The organism is Klebsiella sp. LTGPAF-6F, assembly GCF_001753185.1.
Classification (GTDB): Bacteria; Pseudomonadota; Gammaproteobacteria; order Enterobacterales; family Enterobacteriaceae; genus Klebsiella; species Klebsiella michiganensis.
Window position 1 is genome coordinate 3,865,923 of sequence record NZ_CP017450.1, and the last position, 24,128, is coordinate 3,890,050.

At 56.6% G+C, this 24,128-nt stretch carries 23 protein-coding genes; 12 read left to right on the forward strand and 11 right to left on the reverse strand.

Annotated elements, in window-relative coordinates:
* Window positions 1-33 precede the first annotated feature (33 nt).
* A complete protein-coding gene (zwf, locus tag BJF97_RS18040) occupies window positions 34-1,509 on the reverse strand; it encodes a glucose-6-phosphate dehydrogenase (RefSeq protein WP_004122041.1) in 1,476 nt (491 codons plus the stop codon).
* A 325-nt stretch (window positions 1,510-1,834) separates the two neighbouring features.
* Here zwf and BJF97_RS18045 point away from each other — a divergent pair, with 325 nt between their 5' ends.
* Window positions 1,835-2,740, forward strand: a complete 906-nt coding sequence (locus BJF97_RS18045) for a MurR/RpiR family transcriptional regulator (protein WP_161505349.1) — start codon at window positions 1,835-1,837, stop codon at window positions 2,738-2,740.
* Window positions 2,741-2,865: 125 nt separating this feature from the next.
* Window positions 2,866-4,308 carry a pyruvate kinase gene (gene pyk / locus BJF97_RS18050; RefSeq protein WP_014229845.1) on the forward strand — a complete coding sequence of 481 codons (1,443 nt, stop codon included), beginning with the start codon at window positions 2,866-2,868 and terminating at the stop codon, window positions 4,306-4,308.
* Between the two features lie 64 nt (window positions 4,309-4,372).
* Here the strand turns inward: pyk and BJF97_RS18055 are convergent, their stop codons facing one another.
* Entirely contained in the window at window positions 4,373-5,707 is a 1,335-nt protein-coding gene (locus BJF97_RS18055; protein WP_014229846.1) for a 2-hydroxycarboxylate transporter family protein, read from the reverse strand.
* Window positions 5,708-6,124: 417 nt separating this feature from the next.
* Here BJF97_RS18055 and BJF97_RS18060 point away from each other — a divergent pair, with 417 nt between their 5' ends.
* The 3 genes from BJF97_RS18060 to dcuR all read left to right on the forward strand — a co-directional run bounded on the left by BJF97_RS18060 (window position 6,125) and on the right by dcuR (window position 9,600).
* The gene (locus tag BJF97_RS18060) at window positions 6,125-7,072 is read left to right on the forward strand and encodes an AEC family transporter (RefSeq protein ID WP_032694924.1); all 948 of its coding nucleotides are present in this window, start codon (window positions 6,125-6,127) and stop codon (window positions 7,070-7,072) included.
* A 62-nt stretch (window positions 7,073-7,134) separates the two neighbouring features.
* The gene (locus tag BJF97_RS18065; RefSeq protein ID WP_014229848.1) at window positions 7,135-8,820 is read left to right on the forward strand and encodes an NAD-dependent malic enzyme; all 1,686 of its coding nucleotides are present in this window, start codon (window positions 7,135-7,137) and stop codon (window positions 8,818-8,820) included.
* Window positions 8,821-8,883: 63 nt separating this feature from the next.
* Window positions 8,884-9,600: a two-component system response regulator DcuR gene (gene dcuR / locus BJF97_RS18070; protein WP_032694925.1), complete on the forward strand. Its 717-nt coding sequence runs from the start codon at window positions 8,884-8,886 to the stop codon at window positions 9,598-9,600.
* A 27-nt stretch (window positions 9,601-9,627) separates the two neighbouring features.
* Here the strand turns inward: dcuR and lpxM are convergent, their stop codons facing one another.
* The 3 genes from lpxM to znuA form a co-directional block, all read right to left on the reverse strand.
* The gene (gene lpxM, locus BJF97_RS18075; protein ID WP_014229850.1) at window positions 9,628-10,614 is read right to left on the reverse strand and encodes a lauroyl-Kdo(2)-lipid IV(A) myristoyltransferase; all 987 of its coding nucleotides are present in this window, start codon (window positions 10,612-10,614) and stop codon (window positions 9,628-9,630) included.
* Between the two features lie 117 nt (window positions 10,615-10,731).
* The gene (mepM, locus tag BJF97_RS18080) at window positions 10,732-12,054 is read right to left on the reverse strand and encodes a murein DD-endopeptidase MepM (RefSeq protein WP_014229851.1); all 1,323 of its coding nucleotides are present in this window, start codon (window positions 12,052-12,054) and stop codon (window positions 10,732-10,734) included.
* A gap of 15 nt (window positions 12,055-12,069) precedes the next feature.
* A complete protein-coding gene (znuA, locus tag BJF97_RS18085) occupies window positions 12,070-13,014 on the reverse strand; it encodes a zinc ABC transporter substrate-binding protein ZnuA (RefSeq protein WP_014229852.1) in 945 nt (314 codons plus the stop codon).
* Between the two features lie 78 nt (window positions 13,015-13,092).
* Between znuA and znuC the strand changes: the two genes are divergently transcribed.
* Window positions 13,093-13,845 carry a zinc ABC transporter ATP-binding protein ZnuC gene (gene znuC / locus BJF97_RS18090; RefSeq protein WP_014229853.1) on the forward strand — a complete coding sequence of 251 codons (753 nt, stop codon included), beginning with the start codon at window positions 13,093-13,095 and terminating at the stop codon, window positions 13,843-13,845.
* On the forward strand, window positions 13,845-14,630 hold the full coding sequence (znuB, locus tag BJF97_RS18095; protein WP_014229854.1) for a zinc ABC transporter permease subunit ZnuB: 786 nt from the start codon (window positions 13,845-13,847) through the stop codon (window positions 14,628-14,630). The genes znuC and znuB overlap by 1 nt, the downstream gene beginning before the upstream one ends.
* A gap of 208 nt (window positions 14,631-14,838) precedes the next feature.
* Here znuB and ruvB read toward each other — a convergent pair whose 3' ends face one another.
* From ruvB to aspS, 6 genes are all read right to left on the reverse strand, one after another.
* Entirely contained in the window at window positions 14,839-15,849 is a 1,011-nt protein-coding gene (gene ruvB / locus BJF97_RS18100) for a Holliday junction branch migration DNA helicase RuvB (RefSeq protein ID WP_004852130.1), read from the reverse strand.
* Window positions 15,850-15,857: 8 nt separating this feature from the next.
* Window positions 15,858-16,469 (reverse strand): Holliday junction branch migration protein RuvA, encoded by a 612-nt coding sequence (ruvA, locus tag BJF97_RS18105; protein WP_004103390.1) that lies wholly within the window; start codon window positions 16,467-16,469, stop codon window positions 15,858-15,860.
* 81 nt (window positions 16,470-16,550) lie between these two features.
* Entirely contained in the window at window positions 16,551-17,072 is a 522-nt protein-coding gene (ruvC, locus tag BJF97_RS18110) for a crossover junction endodeoxyribonuclease RuvC (RefSeq protein ID WP_014229855.1), read from the reverse strand.
* Between the two features lie 37 nt (window positions 17,073-17,109).
* The gene (locus BJF97_RS18115) at window positions 17,110-17,850 is read right to left on the reverse strand and encodes a YebC/PmpR family DNA-binding transcriptional regulator (RefSeq protein ID WP_004122063.1); all 741 of its coding nucleotides are present in this window, start codon (window positions 17,848-17,850) and stop codon (window positions 17,110-17,112) included.
* A 30-nt stretch (window positions 17,851-17,880) separates the two neighbouring features.
* The gene (nudB, locus tag BJF97_RS18120) at window positions 17,881-18,324 is read right to left on the reverse strand and encodes a dihydroneopterin triphosphate diphosphatase (protein WP_032694927.1); all 444 of its coding nucleotides are present in this window, start codon (window positions 18,322-18,324) and stop codon (window positions 17,881-17,883) included.
* A gap of 1 nt (window position 18,325) precedes the next feature.
* Window positions 18,326-20,113, reverse strand: coding sequence for an aspartate--tRNA ligase (gene aspS, locus BJF97_RS18125; RefSeq protein WP_032694928.1), 1,788 nt, complete (start codon window positions 20,111-20,113; stop codon window positions 18,326-18,328).
* A 268-nt stretch (window positions 20,114-20,381) separates the two neighbouring features.
* On the opposite strand from aspS, the gene BJF97_RS18130 reads away from it, so the two are divergent.
* Genes BJF97_RS18130 through cmoB form a run of 5 tightly spaced genes read left to right on the forward strand, consistent with a single transcriptional unit; the run spans window position 20,382 to window position 24,014 of the window.
* On the forward strand, window positions 20,382-20,948 hold the full coding sequence (locus BJF97_RS18130; RefSeq protein ID WP_009652068.1) for a hydrolase: 567 nt from the start codon (window positions 20,382-20,384) through the stop codon (window positions 20,946-20,948).
* Entirely contained in the window at window positions 20,945-21,763 is an 819-nt protein-coding gene (locus BJF97_RS18135) for a DUF72 domain-containing protein (protein ID WP_064388207.1), read from the forward strand. The genes BJF97_RS18130 and BJF97_RS18135 overlap by 4 nt, the downstream gene beginning before the upstream one ends.
* Window positions 21,764-21,816: 53 nt before the next feature.
* Window positions 21,817-22,212 carry an MAPEG family protein gene (locus tag BJF97_RS18140; protein ID WP_004122068.1) on the forward strand — a complete coding sequence of 132 codons (396 nt, stop codon included), beginning with the start codon at window positions 21,817-21,819 and terminating at the stop codon, window positions 22,210-22,212.
* Window positions 22,213-22,251: 39 nt separating this feature from the next.
* Entirely contained in the window at window positions 22,252-22,995 is a 744-nt protein-coding gene (gene cmoA / locus BJF97_RS18145; protein ID WP_009652021.1) for a carboxy-S-adenosyl-L-methionine synthase CmoA, read from the forward strand.
* Entirely contained in the window at window positions 22,992-24,014 is a 1,023-nt protein-coding gene (cmoB, locus tag BJF97_RS18150; protein WP_004852151.1) for a tRNA 5-methoxyuridine(34)/uridine 5-oxyacetic acid(34) synthase CmoB, read from the forward strand. The genes cmoA and cmoB overlap by 4 nt, the downstream gene beginning before the upstream one ends.
* Window positions 24,015-24,128 lie beyond the last annotated feature (114 nt).

Consider the following 24,128-nt stretch of genomic DNA (forward strand, 5'->3'; position numbering starts at 1 on the left):
CCGGTAAAATAACCCTGACGGAGGAGCTGGCGATTACTCAAACTCGTTCCACGAACGACCATCGCGGGTGATCATCGCCACGGAGGCAACCGGCCCCCAGGTACCCGCCTGATACGGTTTCGGCGAATCGCGATCGGCAGCCCAGGCTTCAGTGATGGAGTCGACCCACTTCCACGCCTCTTCCACTTCATCACGACGGACGAACAGCGCCTGGATACCGCGCATCGTTTCCAGCAGCAGGCGCTCGTAGGCATCCGCCAGGTGGGTTTGATTAAAGGTTTCCGAGTAGCTCAGATCCAGCTTGGTGATCTGCAGGTTATGCTTGTGGTCAAGTCCGGGAACTTTGTTCAGCACCTGGATATCCACCCCTTCATCCGGCTGCAGACGAATGGTCAGCTTATTCTGCGGCAGCTCTTGCCAGGTCTCTTTGAACAGGTTCAGTTCCGGCGTTTTGAAGTAAACCACGACTTCGGAACACTTGGTCGGCAGACGTTTACCGGTACGCAGGTAGAACGGTACGCCCGCCCAGCGCCAGTTGTCGATATCCACGCGGATCGCCACGAAGGTTTCTGTATGGCTGGACTTGTTGGCCCCCTCTTCCTCGAGGTAGCCCGGCACTTTTTTGCCCTGGGCAAAACCGGCGGTGTACTGGCCGCGCACCGTTTTTTCACGCACGTTGGTGCGGTCAATGCGGCGCAGCGATTTCAGCACCTTCACTTTTTCATCGCGGATGCTATCGGCAGTCAAATCTGACGGCGGGGACATGGCAATCATGCACAGAATTTGCAGCAGGTGGTTCTGGATCATGTCGCGCATCTGCCCGGCCTGATCGAAGTAGCCCCAGCGGCCCTCAATGCCCACCTCTTCCGCCACGGTGATCTCGACGTGATCGATGGTGCGGCTGTCCCAGTTATTGACGAACAGCGAGTTGGCAAAGCGCAGCGCCAGCAGGTTCAGCACCGTCTCTTTACCCAGATAGTGGTCGATACGGTAGACCTGGCACTCTTCAAAGAACTCACCCACCCGATCGTTGATCTCGCGGGAGGTTTCCAGGGAGGTACCCAGCGGTTTCTCCATCACCACGCGGGCCGGCTTGGCGTTCAGCTTCGCTTCACCCAGACCTTTGCAAATCGCGCCAAAGGTGCTCGGCGGCATGGCGAAATAGTTAATGGTCACCCGCTCTTTTTGATCGAGCATTTTGCCCAGGCGGGTAAACGCTTTGGTATCGTTGACATCAAGGTTACAAAAATCCAGACGCCCGCTCAGGGTCTCCCACAAACCTTCATCGATTTTCTCCTTCATGAAGGTTTCCATCGCTTCACGGACTACCTTGGTGTAAGCGTCTTTGTCCCAGTCGGCGCGACCGACGCCGATGATGCGGGTGTCAGGGTGGATCTGACCCGCTTTTTCAAGCTGATACAGGGAAGGCAGCAATTTACGTCGCGCCAGGTCACCCTTCGCGCCGAAAATGACCAGATCGCATGCCTGGGCCGTTTGCGTTACCGCCATGTCATTCTCCTTAGTTGATAGCCCGGTGCTTATGCCAGACTATAGTTGTATTTGTAATTTTCTTTCACTGCATCGTACTGTGTTTACGAATTTCCCGAAACCCTCAGCGGCCGTTCCCGCTGCTAAATCGCACAGGGTGGAAAACAGAGGCTGAGATTTTGGGCATGCGGCTAATATTGTTCGTTGTTTCGACCGATTATCAGTTAGTAAAATACGACTCTGATCATGTAATGAAAAAAAACAACATATTTTCAGGTCATTCCTCACCGTTTCCGACTACGGAGGGGTATATTCTTGCTAAAACGCCTGATGATTTCACCCATTAATGAAATCGCTTCCATTGATGAGCGCCCGATTACCCATGAATATGCTGGAAAAAATCCAGTCCCGGCTGGAACACCTTAGCAAATCTGAACGCAAAGTGGCGGAAGTCATCCTTGCTACCCCCGCGCAGGCCATTCATTCAAGTATTGCCGCCCTGGCGCTGGAAGCCGGCGTCAGCGAGCCCACGGTTAACCGTTTCTGCCGCAGCCTGGAAACGCGCGGTTTCCCGGATTTCAAACTGCATCTTGCACAAAGCCTGGCGCACGGTACGCTCTATGTTAACCGCAACGTCGATGAAGACGACAGCGTTGAGTCCTATACGGGAAAGATATTTGAGTCAGCCATGGCCAGTTTAGATCAGGTCCATCATTCTCTCGACATGTCGGCGATCAATCGCGCGGTTGACCTGCTCACGCAGGCGAAGAAAATCGCCTTTTTTGGCCTGGGCTCTTCGGCCGCCGTCGCCCACGACGCGATGAACAAGTTTTTCCGTTTTAACGTGCCGGTGATCTATTCCGACGACATCGTCCTGCAACGCATGAGCTGTATGAACTGTAATGACGATGATGTGGTGGTGATCATCTCGCATACCGGCAGGACTAAAAGCCTGGTGGAGCTGGCGCAGCTGGCCCGCGAAAACGATGCGATGGTGATCGCGATTACCTCCCCCGGCACGCCGCTTTCCCGGGAATCAACGCTGGCGATTACCCTGGACGTACCGGAAGATACCGATATCTATATGCCGATGGTCTCCCGCTTAGCGCAGCTGACGGTAATTGATGTCCTGGCGACCGGCTTCACCCTGCGGCGGGGAGCAAAATTCAGAGATAACTTGAAGAGGGTCAAGGAAGCGCTCAAGGAATCGCGCTTTGATAAAGAGCTCAGCGTACACAGCAATGACCAATAAAAGTAGAAACAAAGCACTATCCTATTACACCGTCGGTAACGTTCCGGTATAGCGACTTTGCTCGTCGGCGCTACCGAATCCATGTTCACGCAACACCAAAGTTGTTTCAGTCAACGGAGTATTACATGTCCAGAAGGCTTCGCAGAACCAAAATCGTGACTACCTTAGGCCCGGCTACCGACCGCGATAACAACCTTGAGAAGGTTATTGCCGCAGGCGCTAACGTGGTACGTATGAACTTCTCTCACGGCACCGCGGAGGATCATCAGATCCGCGCGGATAAAGTCCGTGAGATTGCGGCGAAACTGGGCCGTCATGTCGCGATTCTCGGTGACCTACAGGGGCCGAAAATCCGCGTTTCCACCTTCAAAGAAGGCAAAATTTTCCTCAATATCGGCGATAAATTCCTCCTCGACGCAAACCTGGGTAAAGGCGAAGGCGACAAAGAGAAAGTCGGCATCGACTATAAAGGGCTGCCGGCTGACGTGGTTCCGGGCGACATTCTGCTGCTGGACGACGGCCGCGTACAGCTGAAGGTCCTGGAAGTTCAGGGCATGAAGGTGTTCACCGAAGTCACCGTCGGCGGACCGTTGTCCAACAATAAGGGTATTAACAAGCTGGGCGGCGGCCTCTCTGCCGAAGCGCTGACGGAGAAAGACAAAGCGGACATCATCACCGCCGCCAAAATTGGCGTCGATTACCTGGCCGTCTCCTTCCCGCGCTGCGGCGAAGACCTGAACTACGCTCGTCGCCTGGCGCGCGATGCCGGCTGCGATGCCAAAATCGTCGCCAAAGTCGAGCGCGCGGAAGCGGTATGCGATCAGGACGCGATGGATGACGTGATCCTCGCCTCCGACGTTGTCATGGTGGCCCGCGGCGACCTCGGCGTGGAAATCGGCGATCCGGAGCTGGTCGGCATCCAGAAGGCGCTGATCCGCCGCGCCCGTCAGCTGAACCGCTCGGTCATTACCGCGACGCAGATGATGGAGTCGATGATCACCAACCCGATGCCAACCCGCGCCGAAGTCATGGACGTGGCGAACGCCGTGCTGGACGGCACCGACGCCGTGATGCTGTCGGCAGAAACCGCCGCGGGCCAGTATCCGTCTGAGACCGTTGCCGCGATGGCGCGCGTCTGCCTCGGCGCGGAAAAAATCCCCAGCCTCAACGTCTCCAAGCACCGCCTGGACATTCAGTTCGATAACGTGGAAGAAGCCATTGCGATGTCCGCCATGTACGCGGCGAACCACCTCAAGGGCGTCACCGCTATCATTACTATGACGGAATCCGGTCGGACCGCGCTGATGACTTCCCGCATCAGCTCCGGCCTGCCGATTTTCGCGCTGTCTCGCCACGAGCGCACGCTGAACCTGACCGCGCTGTATCGCGGCGTGACCCCGGTGCATTTCGATAGCGTCAATGACGGCGTAGCCGCTGCGCACGACGCGGTAACGCTGCTGCGTGATAAAGGCTATCTGGTGACCGGCGACCTGGTTATCGTCACTCAGGGTGACGTGATGAGCACCATCGGTAGCACCAACACCACCCGCATTCTGACCGTCGAGTAAGCCTCTCCACCTACCTGCCAGCGCCGCAGCTGGCAGGTATTTTTTTGCCTCCTCGCCCGCTAAACTACGCAAGCCAGCTCAACAATAGCGTGGCGGTAATCACCGTCGACGCGCCGCCGATACGGGTGGCTATCTGGGCAAAAGGCATTAATCCCATTCGGTTTGATGCCGAGAGAATGGCAACGTCTCCCGTCCCCCCCAGCCCGCTGTGGCAGCTGGTGACGATGGCCGCTTCGACCGGGTACATATTCAGCCGAGAAGCGATAAGAAAGCCGCTTAGCGCCATCGCAATGACGATTGAGCCGCAAACCACCACGTAGCCAACCGAGAAGACCGCGACCACGCTTTCCAGAGGAACATACAGCATTCCCAGGCCTATCATCAGCGGCCAAACCAGCGCGGCGGAGACAAACTTGTAGCAGCTGTGCGCCCCCAGCTCCATCGCCGCCGGGATAACCTTCGCGTATTTGCAAAATACCGCGGCCAGAATCATCAGCACCGGCCCCGGAATATGCACCACCTTTTCCAGCAGACCGCCGACGATAAAAAACGCGCAAATCATTAATAATCCGGCCCCCATCAGTTGGAAATCCGTGGGCTGCGCGCGCTGATTTTGCGCAAAGACGCTGTTATCTTCATGGCTGCGGATCAGCATTCCGCTGCCGGAGAGCGAAGGACGTCGCGTCCCCATGCGCGCCAGAAAACCGGCGCAGATGATGGCGAAAATGTTGCCCACCACGGCAGCCGGCGCCAGCTGCGCCACGTAAACGTCGGGCGTTTGCCCGAGAATAGCTGAATAGGCCAGCGACAGGGGCAGGATCCCTTCACCGATACCGCCGCCGATGATCGGCACGATAATAAAGAAAAAGGTGTGGTAGAAACTGTAGCCAACCAGGCTGCCCACCAGCAGGCCGGTTAAGATCGCCGCCCCGGTCCCCACCACCAGCGGGACAAACATACGTACCATTCCCTGAATCAGGATGGTTCTGTTCATGCCCAGAATGCTGCCGACGACCAGGCAGGCGATGACAAAATAGAGGAGATTGGCCTCTTTCATCAGCAAGTGCACGGTATCGAGGGTATGCGCTTCGAACATGCCGAAATAGACCAGCACCGACGGCGTCATCAGGCACAAAATGGCCGGGCCGCCAACCTCCTTGAGGATTGGCACCATCCGGCCAATTTTAGCCAGCGCGAACCCCAGGGTCATGATTACCGCCAGACCGCCAATCATGTTCTTCGGCAGCAGGCCTGCGGTCGCGGAGATGGCAACAATTGCGGCTATCCCGATAAATAGCGCCAACGGCACGGCGCCGACCTCAATATTGGATAAAAGTCGTGGCGCCTGCCCGCTCGGCAGCGTTTTATCTATCGGGTGGTTGAGTGAGTTATTTTCCATATTTTTACCTGAATAATGATGTCACGTAGGGTATCGACGCAATATAAAAAGCGCGCAATCAAATAAATAAAAAAAGTGCCAGGCAAAATACCAATGAAACAAAAAAAACGTTAGCACAGGACGTTAACATTAAAAATAAAATCCAGGTTTTACTGTCGTGCTTTGTGACTAAAGCATAATATTTATTTTAAGTAATTTAATTTATTATCCGGAAACTAAAGTTACCGGCATCGGTATAGTTGAATAGCAGAGAGATAAAGTGATGATTCTGTCCTTTTTTCTCTATTTGTAAGTAAAGTATTTAAGGCGAAATTATTTAAACCCCAGCGACTGTGATGACTATCACCTTTTAAATATTATGGGATCGCTAGATTAAAAAAACACAACGTAGCCGATAATATATTTTCAGGACATCTTATGCCTTCACTACTCTTAGAATCCCTTTTTCCCCTGGTGTTTATCATGCTGCTCGGATGGCTAAGCGGTAAGCTGGGCTATACCCGCCGCGAGGATGCGTCCGTACTGGCCACGGTAGTCATTCGTTTCGCGCTTCCCTTCCATCTTTTTATCGGCGCACTGAATACCCATCCCGATAAGATAAAAAACTTCACCTTTATGGCGGTGTTAGTCATCGGTCTGATGGGGTCATATATCCTCACGCTCCTGATCTCACGCTATGTTTTTCGTCATGATATTAAAACCAGCGCGATTCAGTCCCTGGTGTGCGCGTTCCCCGACATGGCCTACTTTGGCGCTCCCGTGCTTGCGGTGCTGATTGGTCCGGAGGGTTTTCTCGGCGTGCTTATCGGTAACCTGGTGACCAGCGTATTGATGATCCCCCTGACCATCATCCTGATTCGCATGGGTGACAAGCGCGGCCGCGCTGACGCGGAACAGCCTAATCCGCTGCGGCTTATCCTGCAAAACCTGTTTAAAGCCGTCCGAAACCCGATTGTCTGGATACCGATTTCCGGGGTACTGCTCAGCCTTGCCGGAGTACAGCTGCCGCACATGCTGAGCATGCCCATTGAGATGGTGGGAAAAGTGGCGGGCGGCCTCTCCCTGTTCGCCCTTGGGCTGCTATTTTACGGCGAACGTCCTACGGTCAATATTCAAACCTGTACCAATATCAGCATCAAGAATCTGCTCCAGCCGGCCATGATGGCCGTAGCCGGCCTCGCCTTCGGGCTCAGCCATAGCCTGATGCAGCAGGTCATTATCATCGGCGCGACGCCTTCCGCCATTGCGGCAGGGATGTTTGCCCTGCGCAGCGATACCTATATCGAGCCCGCCTCTTCCTCTATTTTGCTCGGTACCGCAGTGGGCGTCGTCACTGAAGGATTCATGATTTATTTAATCTCTTAATCACTGAAATAAAGCCCGAAGAATTCCGGCAATTATTTATTATGATATTCAGGAGTCATCAAATGTTAGCCACAGAAACCTTATACACCCCCTATAACGGCGCCGTACTGCTGGAAAACCCGTTATTAAATAAAGGTCTCGCGTTTACTGAAGGTGAACGGACCGCGTTTAATCTTCAGGGTCTGCTGCCGCATAATGTCGAAACGATTGAAGAGCAAACCGCACGCGCGTGGGGGCAGTTTTGCCAGTTTAAACGGGATATTTCACGCCATATCTACCTGCGAAATATTCAGGATACTAACGAGACCCTATTCTATAATCTGCTGCGCAGCCATATGAAAGAAACGCTGCCAATCATCTATACCCCAACGGTAGGTGAAGCATGTGAACACTTCTCTGAAATTTATCGCCGGGGACGCGGTCTGTTTATTTCATGGCCTAACCGTCACAACATTGATGAGATGCTGCAGGGCTTTTCCCGCAATGATATCAACGTTATTGTGGTGACCGACGGCGAGCGCATTCTTGGCCTCGGCGACCAGGGGATTGGCGGCATGGGGATCCCGATTGGTAAACTCTCGTTATATACCGCCTGCGGGGGTATACACCCGGCATCAACGCTCCCCATTATGCTGGACGTGGGCACCAACAACGCCCAGCATCTTGAGGACCCGCTGTATATGGGCTGGCGTCATCCGCGTATAAGCGACGAGCAGTACATGGAATTTATGGATATGTTTGTCCATGCCATCACGCAGCGCTGGCCCAATGTGTTACTACAGTTCGAAGATTTTGCGCAAAAAAACGCCACCCGGCTTCTTAACCGCTATCGTCACCAGCTGTGCTGTTTCAACGATGATATTCAGGGCACGGCAGCCGTGACCTCAGGCACGCTGATCGCTGCCGCCGCTGCCGCCGGTACGCGGATCCGCGATCAGCGCGTGGTGTTTCTCGGCAGCGGATCGGCCGGATGCGGGATAGCGGAAAAAATCATTGCGCTGATGGTTGATGACGGGCTCTCAGAGCAGGAAGCGCGCAATCGCATCTTTATGGTCGACCGCCCAGGCCTGTTGACCGATGAGATGCCGGATTTGCTGGATTTCCAGCAGGACCACGTCACGCCGCGGAAAAATCTCACCCGCTGGGATACCGATGCGGCCCACCTGTCGCTGATGGATGTTGTACGCAACGTCCATCCCACCGTGCTGATTGGCGTATCCGGCCAGCCGGGACTGTTCAGCGAAGAGATTATCAAAGAGATGCACCGGCACTGCCCGCGTCCGATTATTATGCCGCTGTCCAACCCGACCTCCCGCGCCGAAGCCCAGCCGAAGGATCTGCTGGAATGGACCCGGGGGAATGCGCTAATTGCCACCGGCAGCCCGTTCGCGCCCGTATTCTATGACGGTAAGACCTACGATATCGCCCAGTGCAACAACGCCTATGTTTTCCCCGGTCTGGGGCTGGGGATTCTGGCCAGCAAAGCGGCGCGCGTGACCGAAGGGATGCTTATCGCCTGCAGTAAAACCCTGGCCGCCCACTCGCCTTTGGCCACCCGCGACGCCGGCGGATTACTGCCGCCGGTCGACGAGATTGAGATGATTTCCCGGGCAATTGCCGCAGAGGTCGCACGCGCGGCTCAGCAGGATGGCGTCGCGCCGCAGATTGACGAGGCTCAGCTGGCCGCGAATATCGATAAAATGTTCTGGCGAGCGCGCTACACCGCGTATAAACGATCGCCATTTTGATCGCCATCCCAGACACATATTACGGGAAGCGCGCCGGCTTCCCGCCGCACCGGGAAACCCCGCATGATTAATGTGCTGATTGTCGATGATGATTCCATGGTGGCCGAGCTGAACCGGCTGTTTCTCAGCCGGGTGGCGGATTTCCACTGCGGCGGCGTGGCCCCCACGGTCCGCGAAGCCAGGGAGATGCTTAGCCATTTGGCGCAGGTCGATCTGGTGCTGCTGGATGTCTACATGCAGCAAGAGAACGGGCTGGATCTGCTGCCCGCGCTACGCGCCGATGCGCGAAATATTGATGTCATTATGATTACCTCCGCTGCCGATAGGTGCACGGTTCAGACGGCGCTGCATTATGGCGTGGTCGATTACCTGATTAAACCGTTTCAGTTTCCGCGCTTTGAGGAGGCGCTGTTGTCATGGCGTAAAAAGCGCGATCTGAAGAATGCGAAATCCAGCTACGCCCAGGCCGATGTGGACAGCCTGCTGCGCAGCGGGGTTCAGCAGCAGGAAAGCGCACGCCGCTTGCCGAAAGGGCTTACGCCGCAGACGCTTCGTCTGGTGTGCCAGTGGATTGACGCCTGGCAGGAGCGTGACTTTTCGACCAATGAACTGGCCGCGGCGCTGCAGATATCCCGGGTCTCATGCCGCAAATATCTGATTTGGCTGGAGCAGATAAATATCCTCTACACCACCAACCATTACGGCATCACCGGTCGTCCGGAATATCGTTACCGGCTCGTTGCCGAACATTTGACGCTACTCAAACAATACGGCCAATGAACCCGGTGAGGCCATTGGCTGCGATGTTCACCCCTGATGCGGCTTTTTCTTGGGGTACAGCTCTTTACGCTTGTAGGGCTCGATTTCACCCGGCTTGCGCGTTTTCAGCAGCTTGAGGATCCAGGTGTACTGCTCGGTATGCGGCTTCACGAACACTTCCACCTCTTCGTTCATCCGCCGGGCGATAGTGTTATCGTCCGCTTCCAGCAGATCGTCCATCGGCGGGCGCACCAGCACCGTCAGACGATGCGTTTTACCATCATAGACCGGGAACAGCGGGACGACCCGGGCGCGGCAGACTTTCATTAAACGGCCGATCGCCGGGAGCGTCGCTTTATAGGTGGCAAAGAAATCAACAAACTCGCTGTGCTCGGCGCCGTGATCCTGATCCGGCAGATAGTAGCCCCAGTATCCCTGACGCACCGACTGAATAAACGGTTTGATCCCGTCGTTGCGCGCGTGCATACGACCGCCGAAACGACGGCGCACGGTATTCCAGACGTAATCGAATACCGGGTTGCCCTGGTTATGAAACATCGCCGCCATTTTTTGCCCGCCGGACGCCATCAGCATCGCCGGGATGTCTACTCCCCAGGCATGAGGAACCAGGAAGATCACTTTCTCGTTGTTGCGCTGCATTTCATCGATAATTTCTTTGCCCTGCCAGTCGACGCGAGAAAGAATCCGCTGCGGATCGCGCAGGCCTAACTCCGCCATCATCACCATCGCCTGCGGCGCGGAGGCATACATGGCATCAATTATTTCTTCACGTTCCTGCTCGCTTTTTTCCGGAAAGCAGTACAGCAGGTTAATTTGCGCCCGGCGGCGCGAACTCTTTGCCAGACGACCAACAAAACGCCCCAGTTTACCCAGGATCGGATCGCGGAAAGACGCGGGCGTCAGGGCAATTGCGCCGAAGGCAAAAACGCCGAACCACGCGCCCCAGTAGCGCGGCAGTAAAAAGGATTTTTCAAATTTTGGAATAAATTCAATATTATTTTTTTTCGTTTCCATGCCCAATCCGCAGAATTTCCGCTTAATAAAGATAATGGGTTAGTTTAGCGATACGTTGAGTAACGTACAAAAGAAAAAGCCGGCGCACAGCGTGCACCGGCTTTAACTGACGGAAGGTTAGTCAAACCGCAGCTGCGGAATCACCTGTTTTGCCTGCGCCAGATAATCGGTACGGTCGGAACCGCTGAGCCCTTCCGTACGCGGCAGTTTCGCCGTTAGCGGGTTGACCGCCTGCTGGTTGATCCACACTTCATAATGCAGATGCGGACCGGTAGAACGCCCGGTGTTGCCCGACAGCGCAATACGATCGCCGCGTTTCACCTTCTGCCCGGGTTTGACCAGCAGCTTACGCAGGTGCATATAGCGGGTGGTATAGGTGCGACCATGACGGACGGCGACGTAATAACCTGCCGCACCGCTACGTTTAGCCACCACCACTTCGCCATCCCCTACCGACAGCACCGGCGTGCCCTGCGGCATCGCAAAATCGACGCCACGATGCGGCGCGACGCGGCCGGTCACCGGGTTCAGACGACGCGGGTTAAAGTTCGAAGAGACGCGGAACTGACGTGCGGTCGGGAAGCGCAGGAACCCCTTCGCCAGGCCGGTACCGTTGCGATCGTAGAATTTGCCATCCTCAGCGCGGATCGCGTAATAGTCTTTGCCATCCGAACGCAGGCGTACGCCAAGCAGCTGGCTTTGCTCGCGCTTACCGTCGAGCATTTCACGCGACATCAGTACGGAAAACTCATCGCCTTTTTTCAGCTTACGGAAGTCCATCTGCCACTGCATGGCTTTGATCACCGCGCTAATTTCGGTGCTGGTCAGGCCGGCATCGCGAGCGCTGGCGACAAAGCTGCCGCCCACGGTACCTTTCAGAACGTTATTGACCCAGTCGCCTTTTTGCAGCTCGCTGCTCATTTTGAAACCGTTTGCAACCCGGTCATAGGTGCGGGTTTCGCGGCGCGACATCTCCCAGGTCAGGCTTTGCAGGTCACCGTCCGCCGTCAGGGTCCAGGAGAGCTGTTGGCCGATTTTCAGATTACGCAGCTCTTTATCCGCCGAGGAGAGCCGGGCGATATCGCCCATATCAATACCGTACTGATTAAGAATGCTGCTGAGCGTATCGCCGGTCGACACCACATATTCATGGCCGCCGGAATCGCTGTCCGCTTTATCATCCAGCTCATCCTGAGGGATAGCTTCTTCTTCCTGAGGCGCCTGATCGATGGGTTCCGAAGCCTCTGGCAGCAGCGAACGAATTTCGCTTTGTTCCAGCTCGATGGTTCTGGAGATGGGAGCCGTTTCGGGATGGTGGTAGATGTAGGGTCGCCAGACGGCGACCGCTAAGGTAAGAACGCTAAGCGACCCCAGCATAACGCGGTGAGGTCGTGGCAGATTGTTAAATGCCTGAGTGACAGCGCGGGCTATCTGTTGCACGTATTCACTTCCTCGTTATTCTCCTTTCAGGCAGCTGGAATACTGATTCGCCATCTGGCTCAGGAATTGCGGGTAACTCTCTTTACCCAGCTTAATTCCGATTCCAAGTGGATCCAGGGTTCCCATGCGCACGGACGTTCCCCTGGCAACAGCTTCGATGACCGCTGGCCTGAACTGTGGCTCAGCAAAAACGCAAGTTGCTTTTTGCTCAACCAGCTGTGTTCTGATTTCGTGTAAACGCTGCGCACCAGGCTGGATTTCAGGGTTGACAGTAAAATGGCCCAGTGGGGTCAAACCGTAGTGTTTTTCAAAGTAGCCGTAGGCGTCATGAAAAACGAAATATCCCTTCCCTTTCAGCGGTGCCAGCTCGGTCCCAACCTGCTTGTCGGTTGCGGCTAATTTTGCCTCAAAATCCTTCAGGTTGGCGTCAAGTTTGGCTCGACTCTGCGGCATAAGTTCCAATAATTTATCGTGGATTGCAACCGCCGAAAGGCGCGCTATCTCTGGGGAAAGCCACAGATGCATGTTATAGATGCCGTGATGGTGATCGTCGTCACTATTTTCCCCGGCGCCATGGTCGTGACCGTGATGGTCGTCGTCGTCGTCGGTGCCTTTCATGAGTAACGGTTTCACGCCGTCAAGCTCGGCAATCGTCACCTTTTTGTTCGGCGCAATGCTTTGCGTTGACTTATCCATAAACGCCTCCATCTCTGGACCAATCCAGACCACTAAGTCTGCGTTCTGTAAGCGTTTTGCATCCGATGGCCGCAGCGAATAGTCATGCTCAGAGGCCCCGTCCGGCAGCAGTACCTGGGTCTCGGTTACCCCATCAGCGATCGCTGATGCGATAAAGCCCAGTGGCTTAAGGGAAGTGACAACCGCGGCGCTGGCCAACGGCGCATGGGCGAACAAAAAAGCGGCGCTAAGTCCAGCGCAAAGAAGCGTATTTTTATGTAACATAATGCGTCTAATCATCGTATAGAATGAGAGAGATGTGATATTATAACATTCACTGGCTTGTGCAACCTCTAATTTGATATGACAAATCTTGTAACTCTGGAAAACGTCGCGGTCGTTTATGGCCAAAGGCGCGTGCTGTCTGACATTTCGCTAACGCTAAAGCCGGGCAAAATTTTAACCTTACTGGGGCCGAACGGCGCCGGTAAATCGACCCTCGTGAGAGTGGTTCTGGGGCTGGTAGCACCCTCGGAAGGGATTATCAAACGCGACGGGCATCTGCGGATCGGCTATGTGCCGCAAAAGCTGCACCTTGATGCTACCCTGCCGCTGACCGTCAGCCGCTTTATGCTTTTACGTCCGGGAACGCACAAACGCGACATTCTGCCAGCGCTTAAGCGCGTGCAGGCCGGGCATCTGATCGACGCCCCTATGCAGAAGCTTTCCGGCGGAGAGACCCAGCGGGTACTGCTGGCGCGGGCGCTGCTCAATCAGCCGCAGCTGCTGGTGCTCGACGAGCCGACGCAGGGCGTTGACGTCAACGGCCAGGTGGCGCTTTACGATCTGATTAACCAGCTGCGCCAGGAGCTTGATTGCGCCGTACTGATGGTTTCTCATGACCTGCATCTGGTGATGGCCAAAACCGACGAAGTGCTGTGCCTGAATCAGCATATTTGCTGCTCCGGCGCGCCGGAAGTGGTCTCTATGCACCCGGAATTTATCTCGATGTTCGGCCAGCGCGGCGCGGAACAGCTAGGGATCTATCGCCATCATCATAACCACCGCCACGACCTGCAGGGGCGGATTGTACTGCGTCGGGGAAATGACCGTTAATGATTGAACTACTGCTCCCCGGCTGGCTGGCCGGAATGATGCTCGCCTGTGCGGCGGGTCCGCTGGGATCGTTCGTCGTCTGGCGCCGGATGTCTTACTTCGGTGATACCCTGGCCCACGCCTCTCTGCTCGGCGTGGCTTTTGGTTTACTGCTCAACGTCAATCCGTTCTATGCGGTCATCGCGGTGACGCTGCTGCTGGCGGGCGGCCTGGTGTGGCTGGAGAAACGCCCCCACCTGGCGGTAGACACGCTACTCGGCATCATGGCGCACAGCGCGCTGTCTCTGGGCCTGGTGGTGGTCAGCCTGATGTCGAACGTGCGCGTCGATCTGATGGCCTATCTGTTCGGCGATCTGCTGGCGGTGACGCCGGAAGATTTGATCTCCATTGCGATTGGCGTGGTTATCGTGCTGGCGATCCTGCTCTGGCAATGGCGCAACCTGCTGTCGATGACCATTAGCCCGGATCTGGCGTTTGTTGATGGCGTTAAGCTTCAGCGGGTCAAGCTGCTATTGATGCTGGTGACCGCGCTGACCATCGGCGTGGCGATGAAGTTTGTCGGGGCGCTGATTATCACGTCGCTGCTGATTATTCCCGCCGCCACGGCCCGCCGCTTTGCCCGTACGCCGGAGCAAATGGCGGGAGTGGCGGTTGGCGTGGGAATGATTGCGGTGACCGGAGGATTGACCTTCTCGGCGTTCTACGACACGCCGGCGGGGCCTTCCGTGGTGCTGTGCGCCGCGCTGCTGTTTATTTTCAGCATGAGCAAGAAACCGGCCGCCTGACGCTTATGCGCCCGCGTCAGCCGCCATCAAAACTCGGCTGACGGCTATGGGCTCACGGCCGTCTGCGGACGTTGTAGCCCGGCTAAGGCCTTCACGCCGCAAGCCGGGACATCAAACCGCAATACCGCTTCAGCTATTTCCCCGGCTTGCGCTCCGCTTAGCCGGGCTACTGGCCCCTGAGGTCTGCCGTTTTATAGCCGGACAACGATTACGGCATTTCCGGCGGCGTAATGCCGAAGTGGGTCCAGGCCCGTACCGTCGCCATTCGCCCGCGCGGCGTACGCTGTAAAAAGCCCTGCTGGATCAGATATGGCTCCAGCACATCTTCAATGGTTTCCCGCTCTTCACCGATGGCCGCCGCCAGGTTATCCAGGCCGACCGGCCCGCCAAAGAATTTATCGATGACCGCCAGCAGCAGCTTACGGTCCATATAATCAAAGCCTTCGGCATCCACGTTGAGCATATCCAGCGCCTGAGCGGCAATCTCCTCTGAGATACGTCCATCGTAGCGGACTTCGGCAAAATCGCGCACCCTGCGCAGCAGGCGGTTGGCGATTCGCGGCGTACCGCGCGCGCGGCGCGCGACCTCCAGAGCCCCCTCTTCGCTCATCTCCAGTCCCATATAGCGGGCGCTGCGGCTGACAATATGCTGCAGGTCAGGGATCTGGTAGAACTCCAGGCGCTGAACGATGCCAAAACGGTCGCGCAGCGGCGATGTCAGCGAGCCGGCGCGAGTGGTCGCGCCAATCAGGGTAAACGGCGGCAGATCGATTTTGATTGAACGCGCCGCAGGCCCTTCGCCAATCATGATATCCAGCTGATAATCTTCCATTGCCGGATACAGGACTTCTTCGACCACCGGCGACAGGCGGTGGATCTCGTCGATAAACAGAACGTCGTGGGGCTCAAGATTGGTCAGCATCGCCGCCAGATCGCCCGCCTTCTCCAGCACCGGGCCGGAGGTGGTGCGCAGGTTAACGCCCATCTCGTTGGCGACGATGTTCGCCAGGGTGGTTTTCCCCAGCCCCGGCGGGCCAAAAATCAGCAGGTGATCGAGCGCGTCGCCGCGCAGCTTCGCCGCCTGGATAAAGATCTCCATTTGCGAACGGACGTGCGGCTGGCCCACGTACTCTTGCAGTAATTTAGGGCGAATGGCGCGATCGGCCGCCTCTTCAAAACCGCTGCTGTCCGCCGATACCAGCCTGTCTGCTTCAATCATCCCTTACCTCACAACGCGGCGCGGAGCGCTTCGCGAATTAGCGTTTCACTGTTGGCATCCGGGCGTACGATTTTGCTGACCATCCGGCTGGCCTCCTGAGGTTTATAGCCCAGCGCCACCAGCGCGGCAACCGCTTCCTGTTCAGCGTCATCATCAGACGGGCCGGCTGGAGACGTCAGGACCAGATCCGCTGCCGGCGTGAACAGATCGCCGTGTAGCCCTTTGAAGCGGTCTTTCATCTCGACAATCAGGCGTTCCGCGGTTTTCTTGCCGATACCCGGCAGCTTCACCAGCGCCGCCAGCTCCTCGCGCTCAACGGCATTGACAAACTGCTGCGCCGACATGCCGGAAAGGATCGCCAGCGCCAGCTTTGGACCGACGCCGTTGGTTTTAATCAGCTCTTTAAACAGCGTGCGCTCCTGCTTGTTGTTAAAGCCATACAGCAGCTGGGCATCTTCACGGACGATAAAGTGGGTGAAAATGATCGCCTCTTTACCCACGTCCGGCAGCTCATAGAAGCAGGTCATCGGCAGATGAACCTCATAGCCTACGCCTCCCGTTTCAAGTAAAACCAGCGGGGGTTGTTTTTCGAGAATGATGCCTCTGAGTCTGCCTATCACATGGAGCTCCTGGATTAAGGGCCGAAAGTCTAATGCGGTATCATAAAAAAAGGCTGGATAGATATCCAGCCTGATTTCAGGTTATCGTAAACGTCCGCGCGCCAGGTTCAGGCGGCTTTCGCCGATCTGAGCTGCGTTCTGGCTGACGTGGCAATGGGTGATGGCGATGGCTAAAGCATCTGCCGCATCCGCCTGCGGGTTAGCCGGCAGCTTAAGCAACGTGCGCACCATGTGCTGCACCTGGCTCTTTTCCGCGCTGCCGATGCCGACAACGGTCTGCTTTACCTGCCTGGCGGCGTACTCAAAGACCGGTAGGTCCTGATTCGTCGCCGCGACAATCGCCACGCCGCGCGCCTGGCCGAGCTTCAGCGCCGAGTCGGCGTTCTTTGCCATAAACACTTGTTCGATGGCGAAGTAGTCCGGCTGGAACTGGGTGATAATTTCCGTCACGCCCGCATAGATAAGCTTCAGGCGAGACGGTAAATCATCCACTTTCGTGCGAATACAGCCGCTGCCCAGGTAGCTCAGCTGGCGTCCAACCTGGCGGATGACGCCATAACCAGTGACGCGCGACCCCGGGTCAATGCCGAGAATAATGGCCATCACGCGCCTCCGGTTAGTGGTTTAACGGTCGGCAACATTAGAGCGTTGCGGCGACCTCATCAGAGATCTCGCCGTTATGATAAACTTCCTGCACGTCGTCGCAATCTTCCAGCATATCGATCAGACGCAGCAGTTTCGGCGCAGTTTCCGCGTCCATGTCCGCTTTGGTTGACGGGATCATCGAGACTTCAGCGGCGTCCGCTTTCAGGCCGGCGGCTTCCAGCGCATCGCGTACCGCGCCCATCTCTTCCCAGGCGGTATAAACGTCAATCGCGCCGTCGTCATAGGTCACAACGTCTTCCGCGCCCGCTTCCAGCGCCGCTTCCATGATCGCATCTTCGTCGCCTTTCTCGAAGGAGATAACGCCTTTTTTGCTGAACAGGTAGGAAACGGAACCGTCGGTCCCCAGGTTACCGCCGGTTTTGGTGAAGGCATGACGTACTTCCGCCACGGTACGGTTGCGGTTGTCGGACAGACATTCAACCATTACCGCCGTGCCGCCAGGACCGTAACCTTCATAGATGATGGTTTCCATGTTCGCATCATCATCGCCGCCGACGCCGCGCGCGATAGCGCGGTTCAGGGTGTCGCGGGTCATGTTGTTGCTCAGCGCTTTGTCGATTGCCGCGCGCAGACGCGGGTTAGAGCCCGCATCGCCGCCGCCCAGACGCGCGGCGGTGACCAGCTCGCGAATAATTTTCGTAAAGATCTTACCGCGCTTGGCATCCTGTGCCGCTTTGCGGTGCTTGGTGTTGGCCCATTTACTATGACCTGCCATAAAAAACTCTCCAAAAAAAAGCGCGCCCTTTCAGGCGGCGTTAATTACAAATTCTTCAATCGCCTGCCGGTTGCTCCAGGACTTGGTCAACGAGGCGGCTTCCGCCGCGTCAACCCAGCGATAGTCCAGATGTTCCGTAAAGACAATCTGGCGTTCATGGGGGAGCGCGAGACGGAACCAAAACTCCGTATTGCGCTCAACGCCCGGCGCATAGCGATGACGTAAATGAGAAAATATCTCGAATTCTACCGTACGCTGACAATCAACCAAAGCCAGCTGCTCGCAGGCAACATCGATAGCGACCTCTTCCATAACTTCACGCGCGGCAGCCTGCGGCGCGGTTTCTCCCTCTTCCAGGCTGCCGGTAACCGACTGCCAGAACGCGGGATCGTCGCGCCGCTGCAACATCAGCACCCGCTTCGTATCTTCGGCGTAAATCACCACCAGTACGGAAACGGGGAGCTTGAATGACATCTTACTTATTCTCCAGAGACTCTTTTGCCTCTTTCGCCACCACCTGAATACCGAGTTCGCTCAGCGATGCCGGGTTAGCGAAGCTTGGCGCTTCGGTCATCAGGCAAGCGGCTGCGGTCGTTTTCGGGAAGGCGATAACGTCACGGATATTATCGGTACCGGTCAGCAGCATGGTCAAACGGTCGAGGCCAAAAGCCAGGCCCGCGTGCGGCGGGGTACCGTATTTCAGCGCGTCCAGCAGGAAGCCAAACTTCTCGCGCTGCTCCTGCTCGTTAATGCCCAGGATGCCGAACACGGTCTGCTGCATCTCACCGCTGTGAATACGCACGGAACCGCCGCCCACTTCATAGCCGTTGATGACCATATCGTAGGCGTTGGCCACCGCGTCTTCCGGCGCGGCTTTCAGCTCGGCGGCGGACATGTCTTTCGGCGAGGTGAACGGATGGTGCATCGCGGTCAGGCCGCCTTCGCCGTCGTCTTCAAACATCGGGAAGTCGATCACCCACAGCGGCGCCCATTTGTCTTCGTCGGTCAGATTCAGGTCTTTGCCCAGCTTCAGACGCAGCGCGCCCAGCGCGTCGGCGACCACTTTTTTGTTATCCGCGCCGAAGAAGAGCATATCGCCATCCTGCGCGCCGGTGCGCTCAAGGATCGCTTCAACGATGTCGGCGTTGAGGAATTTAGCCACCGGGCTGTTGATGCCTTCAAGGCCTTTCGCCCGCTCGGTTACTTTAATATAGGCCAGCCCTTTCGCGCCGTAGATCTGGACAAACTTACCGTATTCGTCGATTTGCTTACGGGTCAGCGCAGCGCCGCCCGGTACGCGCAGCGCGGCAACGCGCCCTTTGGCGTCGTTAGCCGGGCCGGCGAAGACGGCGAATTCCACCGCTTTCACCAGATCGGCGACGTCCACCAGCTCCATCGGGTTACGCAGGTCTGGTTTGTCAGAACCGTAGCGGCGCTCGGCTTCGGCGAAGGTCATGATCGGGAAATCGCCCAGATCCACGCCCTTCACTTCCTGCCACAGGTTGCGCACCAGCGCTTCCATGACTTCGCGCACCTGCCCGGCGGTCATGAAGGAGGTTTCCACATCGATCTGGGTAAATTCCGGCTGACGGTCGGCACGCAGGTCTTCGTCGCGGAAGCATTTAACGATCTGATAGTAGCGGTCAAAACCGGACATCATCAGCAGCTGCTTGAACAGCTGTGGAGACTGCGGCAGCGCGTAGAATTTCCCTTTATGCACGCGGGATGGGACCAGGTAGTCGCGCGCGCCTTCCGGCGTGGCTTTGGTCAGCATCGGCGTTTCGATGTCGAGGAAACCGTGGTCATCCATAAAGCGGCGCACCAGGCTGGTGATTTTCGCACGGGTCTTCAGGCGCTGCGCCATTTCCGGACGACGCAGGTCCAGGTAGCGATATTTCAGACGCGCTTCTTCGGTATTGACGTGGTTGGAGTCCAGCGGCAGCGCTTCAGCGCGGTTGATAATCGTCAGATCCGATGCCAGCACTTCGATGGCGCCGGTGGCCATATCGCTATTGATGTTTTTTTCGTCACGCGCACGCACGGTACCGGTGACCTGGATGCAGAACTCATTACGCAGTTCAGAGGCCAGCTTTAATGCGTCGGCACGATCCGGATCGAAAAACACCTGTACGATGCCTTCGCGGTCACGCATATCGATAAAGATAAGGCTACCGAGATCACGACGACGGTTGACCCAACCACACAGAGTCACTTGCTGCCCTACGTGGGACAGACGAAGCTGCCCGCAATATTCTGTACGCATGAGATATCCCTTAACTTAGCCGCAGGCGGATTGTTGCCTGTCTTGCAGGCGACGAGGTCGCAGCTTTAGCTGATGTCACAACTGAATGAAAAAAGGCGGCTATTATACTGGAAATTATGGCGCACGATAAGCCCGGCGCAGCGCGCAGCGTTGCTTTGCTGCGCGCTTATTGCTTGTACTCACAAAAATTAACAAAATTTGTTACCCTCGGGCGAGATCGGCAACGGTATTGTAGCGACCTGACAACAGAAGAAGATACGGGGATATCATGTTAGAACTCAATGCAAAAAAAACCGCGCTGGTGGTTATAGACCTGCAGGAAGGCATTTTACCGTTTGCCGGCGGCCCGCATCGGGCTGACGACGTGGTTGAGCGCGCCGCGAGTCTGGCCAAAAAGTGCCGCCAGCAGGGTTCCCCGGTGGTCATGGTTCGCGTTGGCTGGTCGGCGGATTTCGCCGAAGCGCTGAAGCAGCCGGTCGATGCCCAGGCAGGCGCCCATACGCTACCGGAAAACTGGTGGACCTATCCGCTGGCGCTGGAAAAACAGGAGAGCGACATCGAAGTCACCAAACGCCAGTGGGGAGCCTTTTACGGCACCGACCTGGAGCTGCAGCTTCGCCGTCGCGGTATCGATACGATTATCCTGTGCGGTATCTCAACCAATATCGGCGTCGAATCGACGGCGCGCAACGCCTGGGAGCTGGGCTTCAATCTGATTCTCGTTGAAGACGCCTGCAGCGCAGCAACGGCTGAACAGCATCAGGGCAGCATGACGCACATCTTCCCGCGTATTGCCCGCGTGCGCAGTACCGAGGAGGTACTTGCCGCGTTATGATCTATATTGGGCTTCCCCAATGGGCGCACCCGAAGTGGGTGCGCCTGGGTATCACCAGCCTTGAAGAGTATGCCCGCCATTTTAACTGCGTGGAGGGCAACACGACCCTGTACGCTTTACCAAAAGCTGAGATTGTCAGCCGCTGGTATGAACAAACCCACGATGATTTTCGCTTCTGCTTCAAGTTTCCGGCCACCATTTCGCACCGGGCATCGCTGCGCAACTGCGACGACTTAAGCCACGAGTTTTTCACCCGCCTGGCGCCGCTGTCATCGCGCATTGGCCAATACTGGCTGCAGCTGCCGGCCACGTTCGGCCCTCGGGATCTTCCCGCGCTCTGGCAGTTCCTCGACAGCCTGCCGCGCGAATTCAGCTACGGCGTTGAGGTAAGGCATCCGGAGTTTTTCGCCAAAGAGGAAGCGGAACAACAGCTCAATCGCGGGCTGCATCAGCGAAACGTCAACCGCGTGATCCTGGATAGCCGTCCGGTTCATAGCGCCGTCGCCCGCAGCCCGGCGATGCTCGATGCACAAAGAAAGAAGCCAAAAGTCCCCGTCCATGCGCTGGTGACGGCCCACCATCCGATGGTGCGTTTTATCGGCAGCGATGACATGGCGCAAAATCGTGAACTGTTTAGCGTGTGGTTACGCACGCTGCCAAAATGGGCGCAGACAACCACGCCGTACCTGTTCCTCCATACCCCGGATATCGCCCAGGCGCCGGAACTGGTCGACACCCTGTGGAGCGATCTGCGCGCCGCCCTACCGGAAATAGGGGCGGCACCTTCAATTCCGCAGCAAACCTCTCTTTTCTGATATCCTGCTATCCTCAATTGAGCCACCGGAAGCGATAAAAGGGAGTTTTGAGTATGGTCAGCGCGCTGTATGCGGTTTTAGGTGCGTTATTGCTTATTAAGTTTTCCTGGGACGTTGTACGACTGAGGACGCAATATCGCGTTGGCTACGGCGACGGCGGTTTTAGCGAACTGCAGGTTGCTATACGCGTGCACGGGAACGCGGTGGAATATGTTCCCATTGGCCTGATTCTGCTGCTGTTTATGGAAATGAACGGCGCGCAGACCTGGATGGTCCACGTCTGCGGTATTTTACTGATCGCCGGGCGCCTGATGCACTCCTATGGCTTTCATCATCGTCTCTACCGCTGGCGTCGTTCCGGCATGAGCGCGACGTGGTGTTCGTTGTTGCTGATGGTGCTGGCGAACTTCTGGTATATGCCCTGGGAGTTGGTTTTCTCCGTCCGTTAGCGCACAATACGCCGTTTTCGATTTTTCGGGTTTAACGTTATGTCTCACCGCGATACGCTTTTTTCCGCGCCGATTGCCAGTCTCGGCGACTGGACCTTTGATGAACGGGTTGCTGAAGTCTTCCCGGATATGATCCAGCGCTCTGTTCCCGGCTATTCCAATATCATTTCCATGATCGGCATGCTGGCGGAACGTTTCGTTCAGCCGGATACCCAGGTTTACGATCTCGGCTGCTCGCTTGGCGCAGCCACGCTGTCCGTGCGCCGCAATATTGCGCATGCCGGCTGCAAAATCATCGCCGTTGATAATTCGCCGGCCATGGTCGAACGCTGCCGTCGCCATATTGACGCCTATAAGGCGCCGACGCCGGTCGAAGTGATTGAAGGCGATATTCGCCACGTCACGATAGAAAACGCCTCGATGGTGGTGCTGAACTTCACCATCCAGTTTCTCGAACCGGGCGAACGCCAGGCCATTCTTGATAAGGTCTATCAGGGGCTCAATCCGGGCGGCGCGCTGGTGCTGTCGGAAAAATTCAGCTTCGAAGATGACAACGTCGGCGAACTGCTGTTCAACATGCATCATGATTTCAAACGCGCCAACGGCTATAGCGAGCTGGAAATCAGCCAAAAGCGCAGCATGCTGGAAAACGTGATGCTCACCGATTCCGTCGAAACCCACAAAGCGCGCCTGCGCAAGGCCGGTTTCGAACATGCCGAACTGTGGTTCCAGTGCTTTAACTTCGGATCGTTAATCGCCGTAAAATCCGGGGACCAGGCATGATTGATTTCAGCAACTTTTATCAGTTGATTGCCAAAAGCCCGCTGTCGCACTGGCTGGAGACGCTGCCCGCCCAGGTGGCGGCCTGGCAGCGTGACGCGCTGCACGGGAAATACCGGGAATGGGAGCGGGCCGTCGAGTTTCTGCCCGAGTTTTCGCCCTACCGACTGGATCTGCTGCATAGCGTTACCGCGGAGAGCGAAACGCCGCTGGGCGACGGTCAGCGTCTGCGGATTGAAAACCTGCTGAAGAATCTGATGCCGTGGCGTAAAGGGCCCTGGTCGCTTTACGGCGTGAATATCGACACCGAATGGCGTTCCGACTGGAAGTGGGAACGCGTACTGCCGCACCTTTCCGACCTCACCGGACGTACCATCCTTGATGTCGGCTGCGGCAGCGGATACCACATGTGGCGGATGATTGGCGCCGGGGCTCGTCTGGCGGTGGGCATCGATCCCACCCAGCTGTTCCTTTGCCAGTTTGAAGCGGTGCGAAAACTGTTGGGCAACGATCAGCGCGCGCATCTGCTGCCGCTGGGCATTGAGCAGCTTCCGGCGCTGAACGCCTTTGATACCGTCTTTTCGATGGGCGTGCTGTACCACCGCCGCTCCCCGCTCGATCACCTGTGGCAGCTCAAAGATCAGCTGGTTCCCGGCGGCGAACTGGTGCTGGAGACGCTGGTCGTCGAGGGCGACGAAAATACCGTGCTGGTGCCGGGCGATCGCTATGCGCAGATGCGCAACGTCTACTTTATCCCTTCTGCCGCCGCGCTAAAGCAGTGGCTGGAGAAATGCGGATTTATCGATGTACGCATCGTCGACGCCTGCGTGACGTCCACCGAAGAGCAGCGCCGCACCGAGTGGATGACCACCGAGTCTCTGGCCGACTTCCTCGATCCGCAGGACAGCAGCAAAACCCGCGAAGGCTACCCTGCCCCGCTGCGCGCGGTGCTTATTGCCACCAAACCGGAAACAGAACAGTCGCTGGCGGCGAAAAAGCGGGCCGACAAGCAGCCTGGTTAACGCGTTTTCAGGATAAAAAAAGGCCCCTGTTTAATGGGCAGGGGCCTGGTACGGGCAATCATCATATTGGGCGACATGATGTGCAGCAAAAAACGGTTTATCCCCGTCATACTT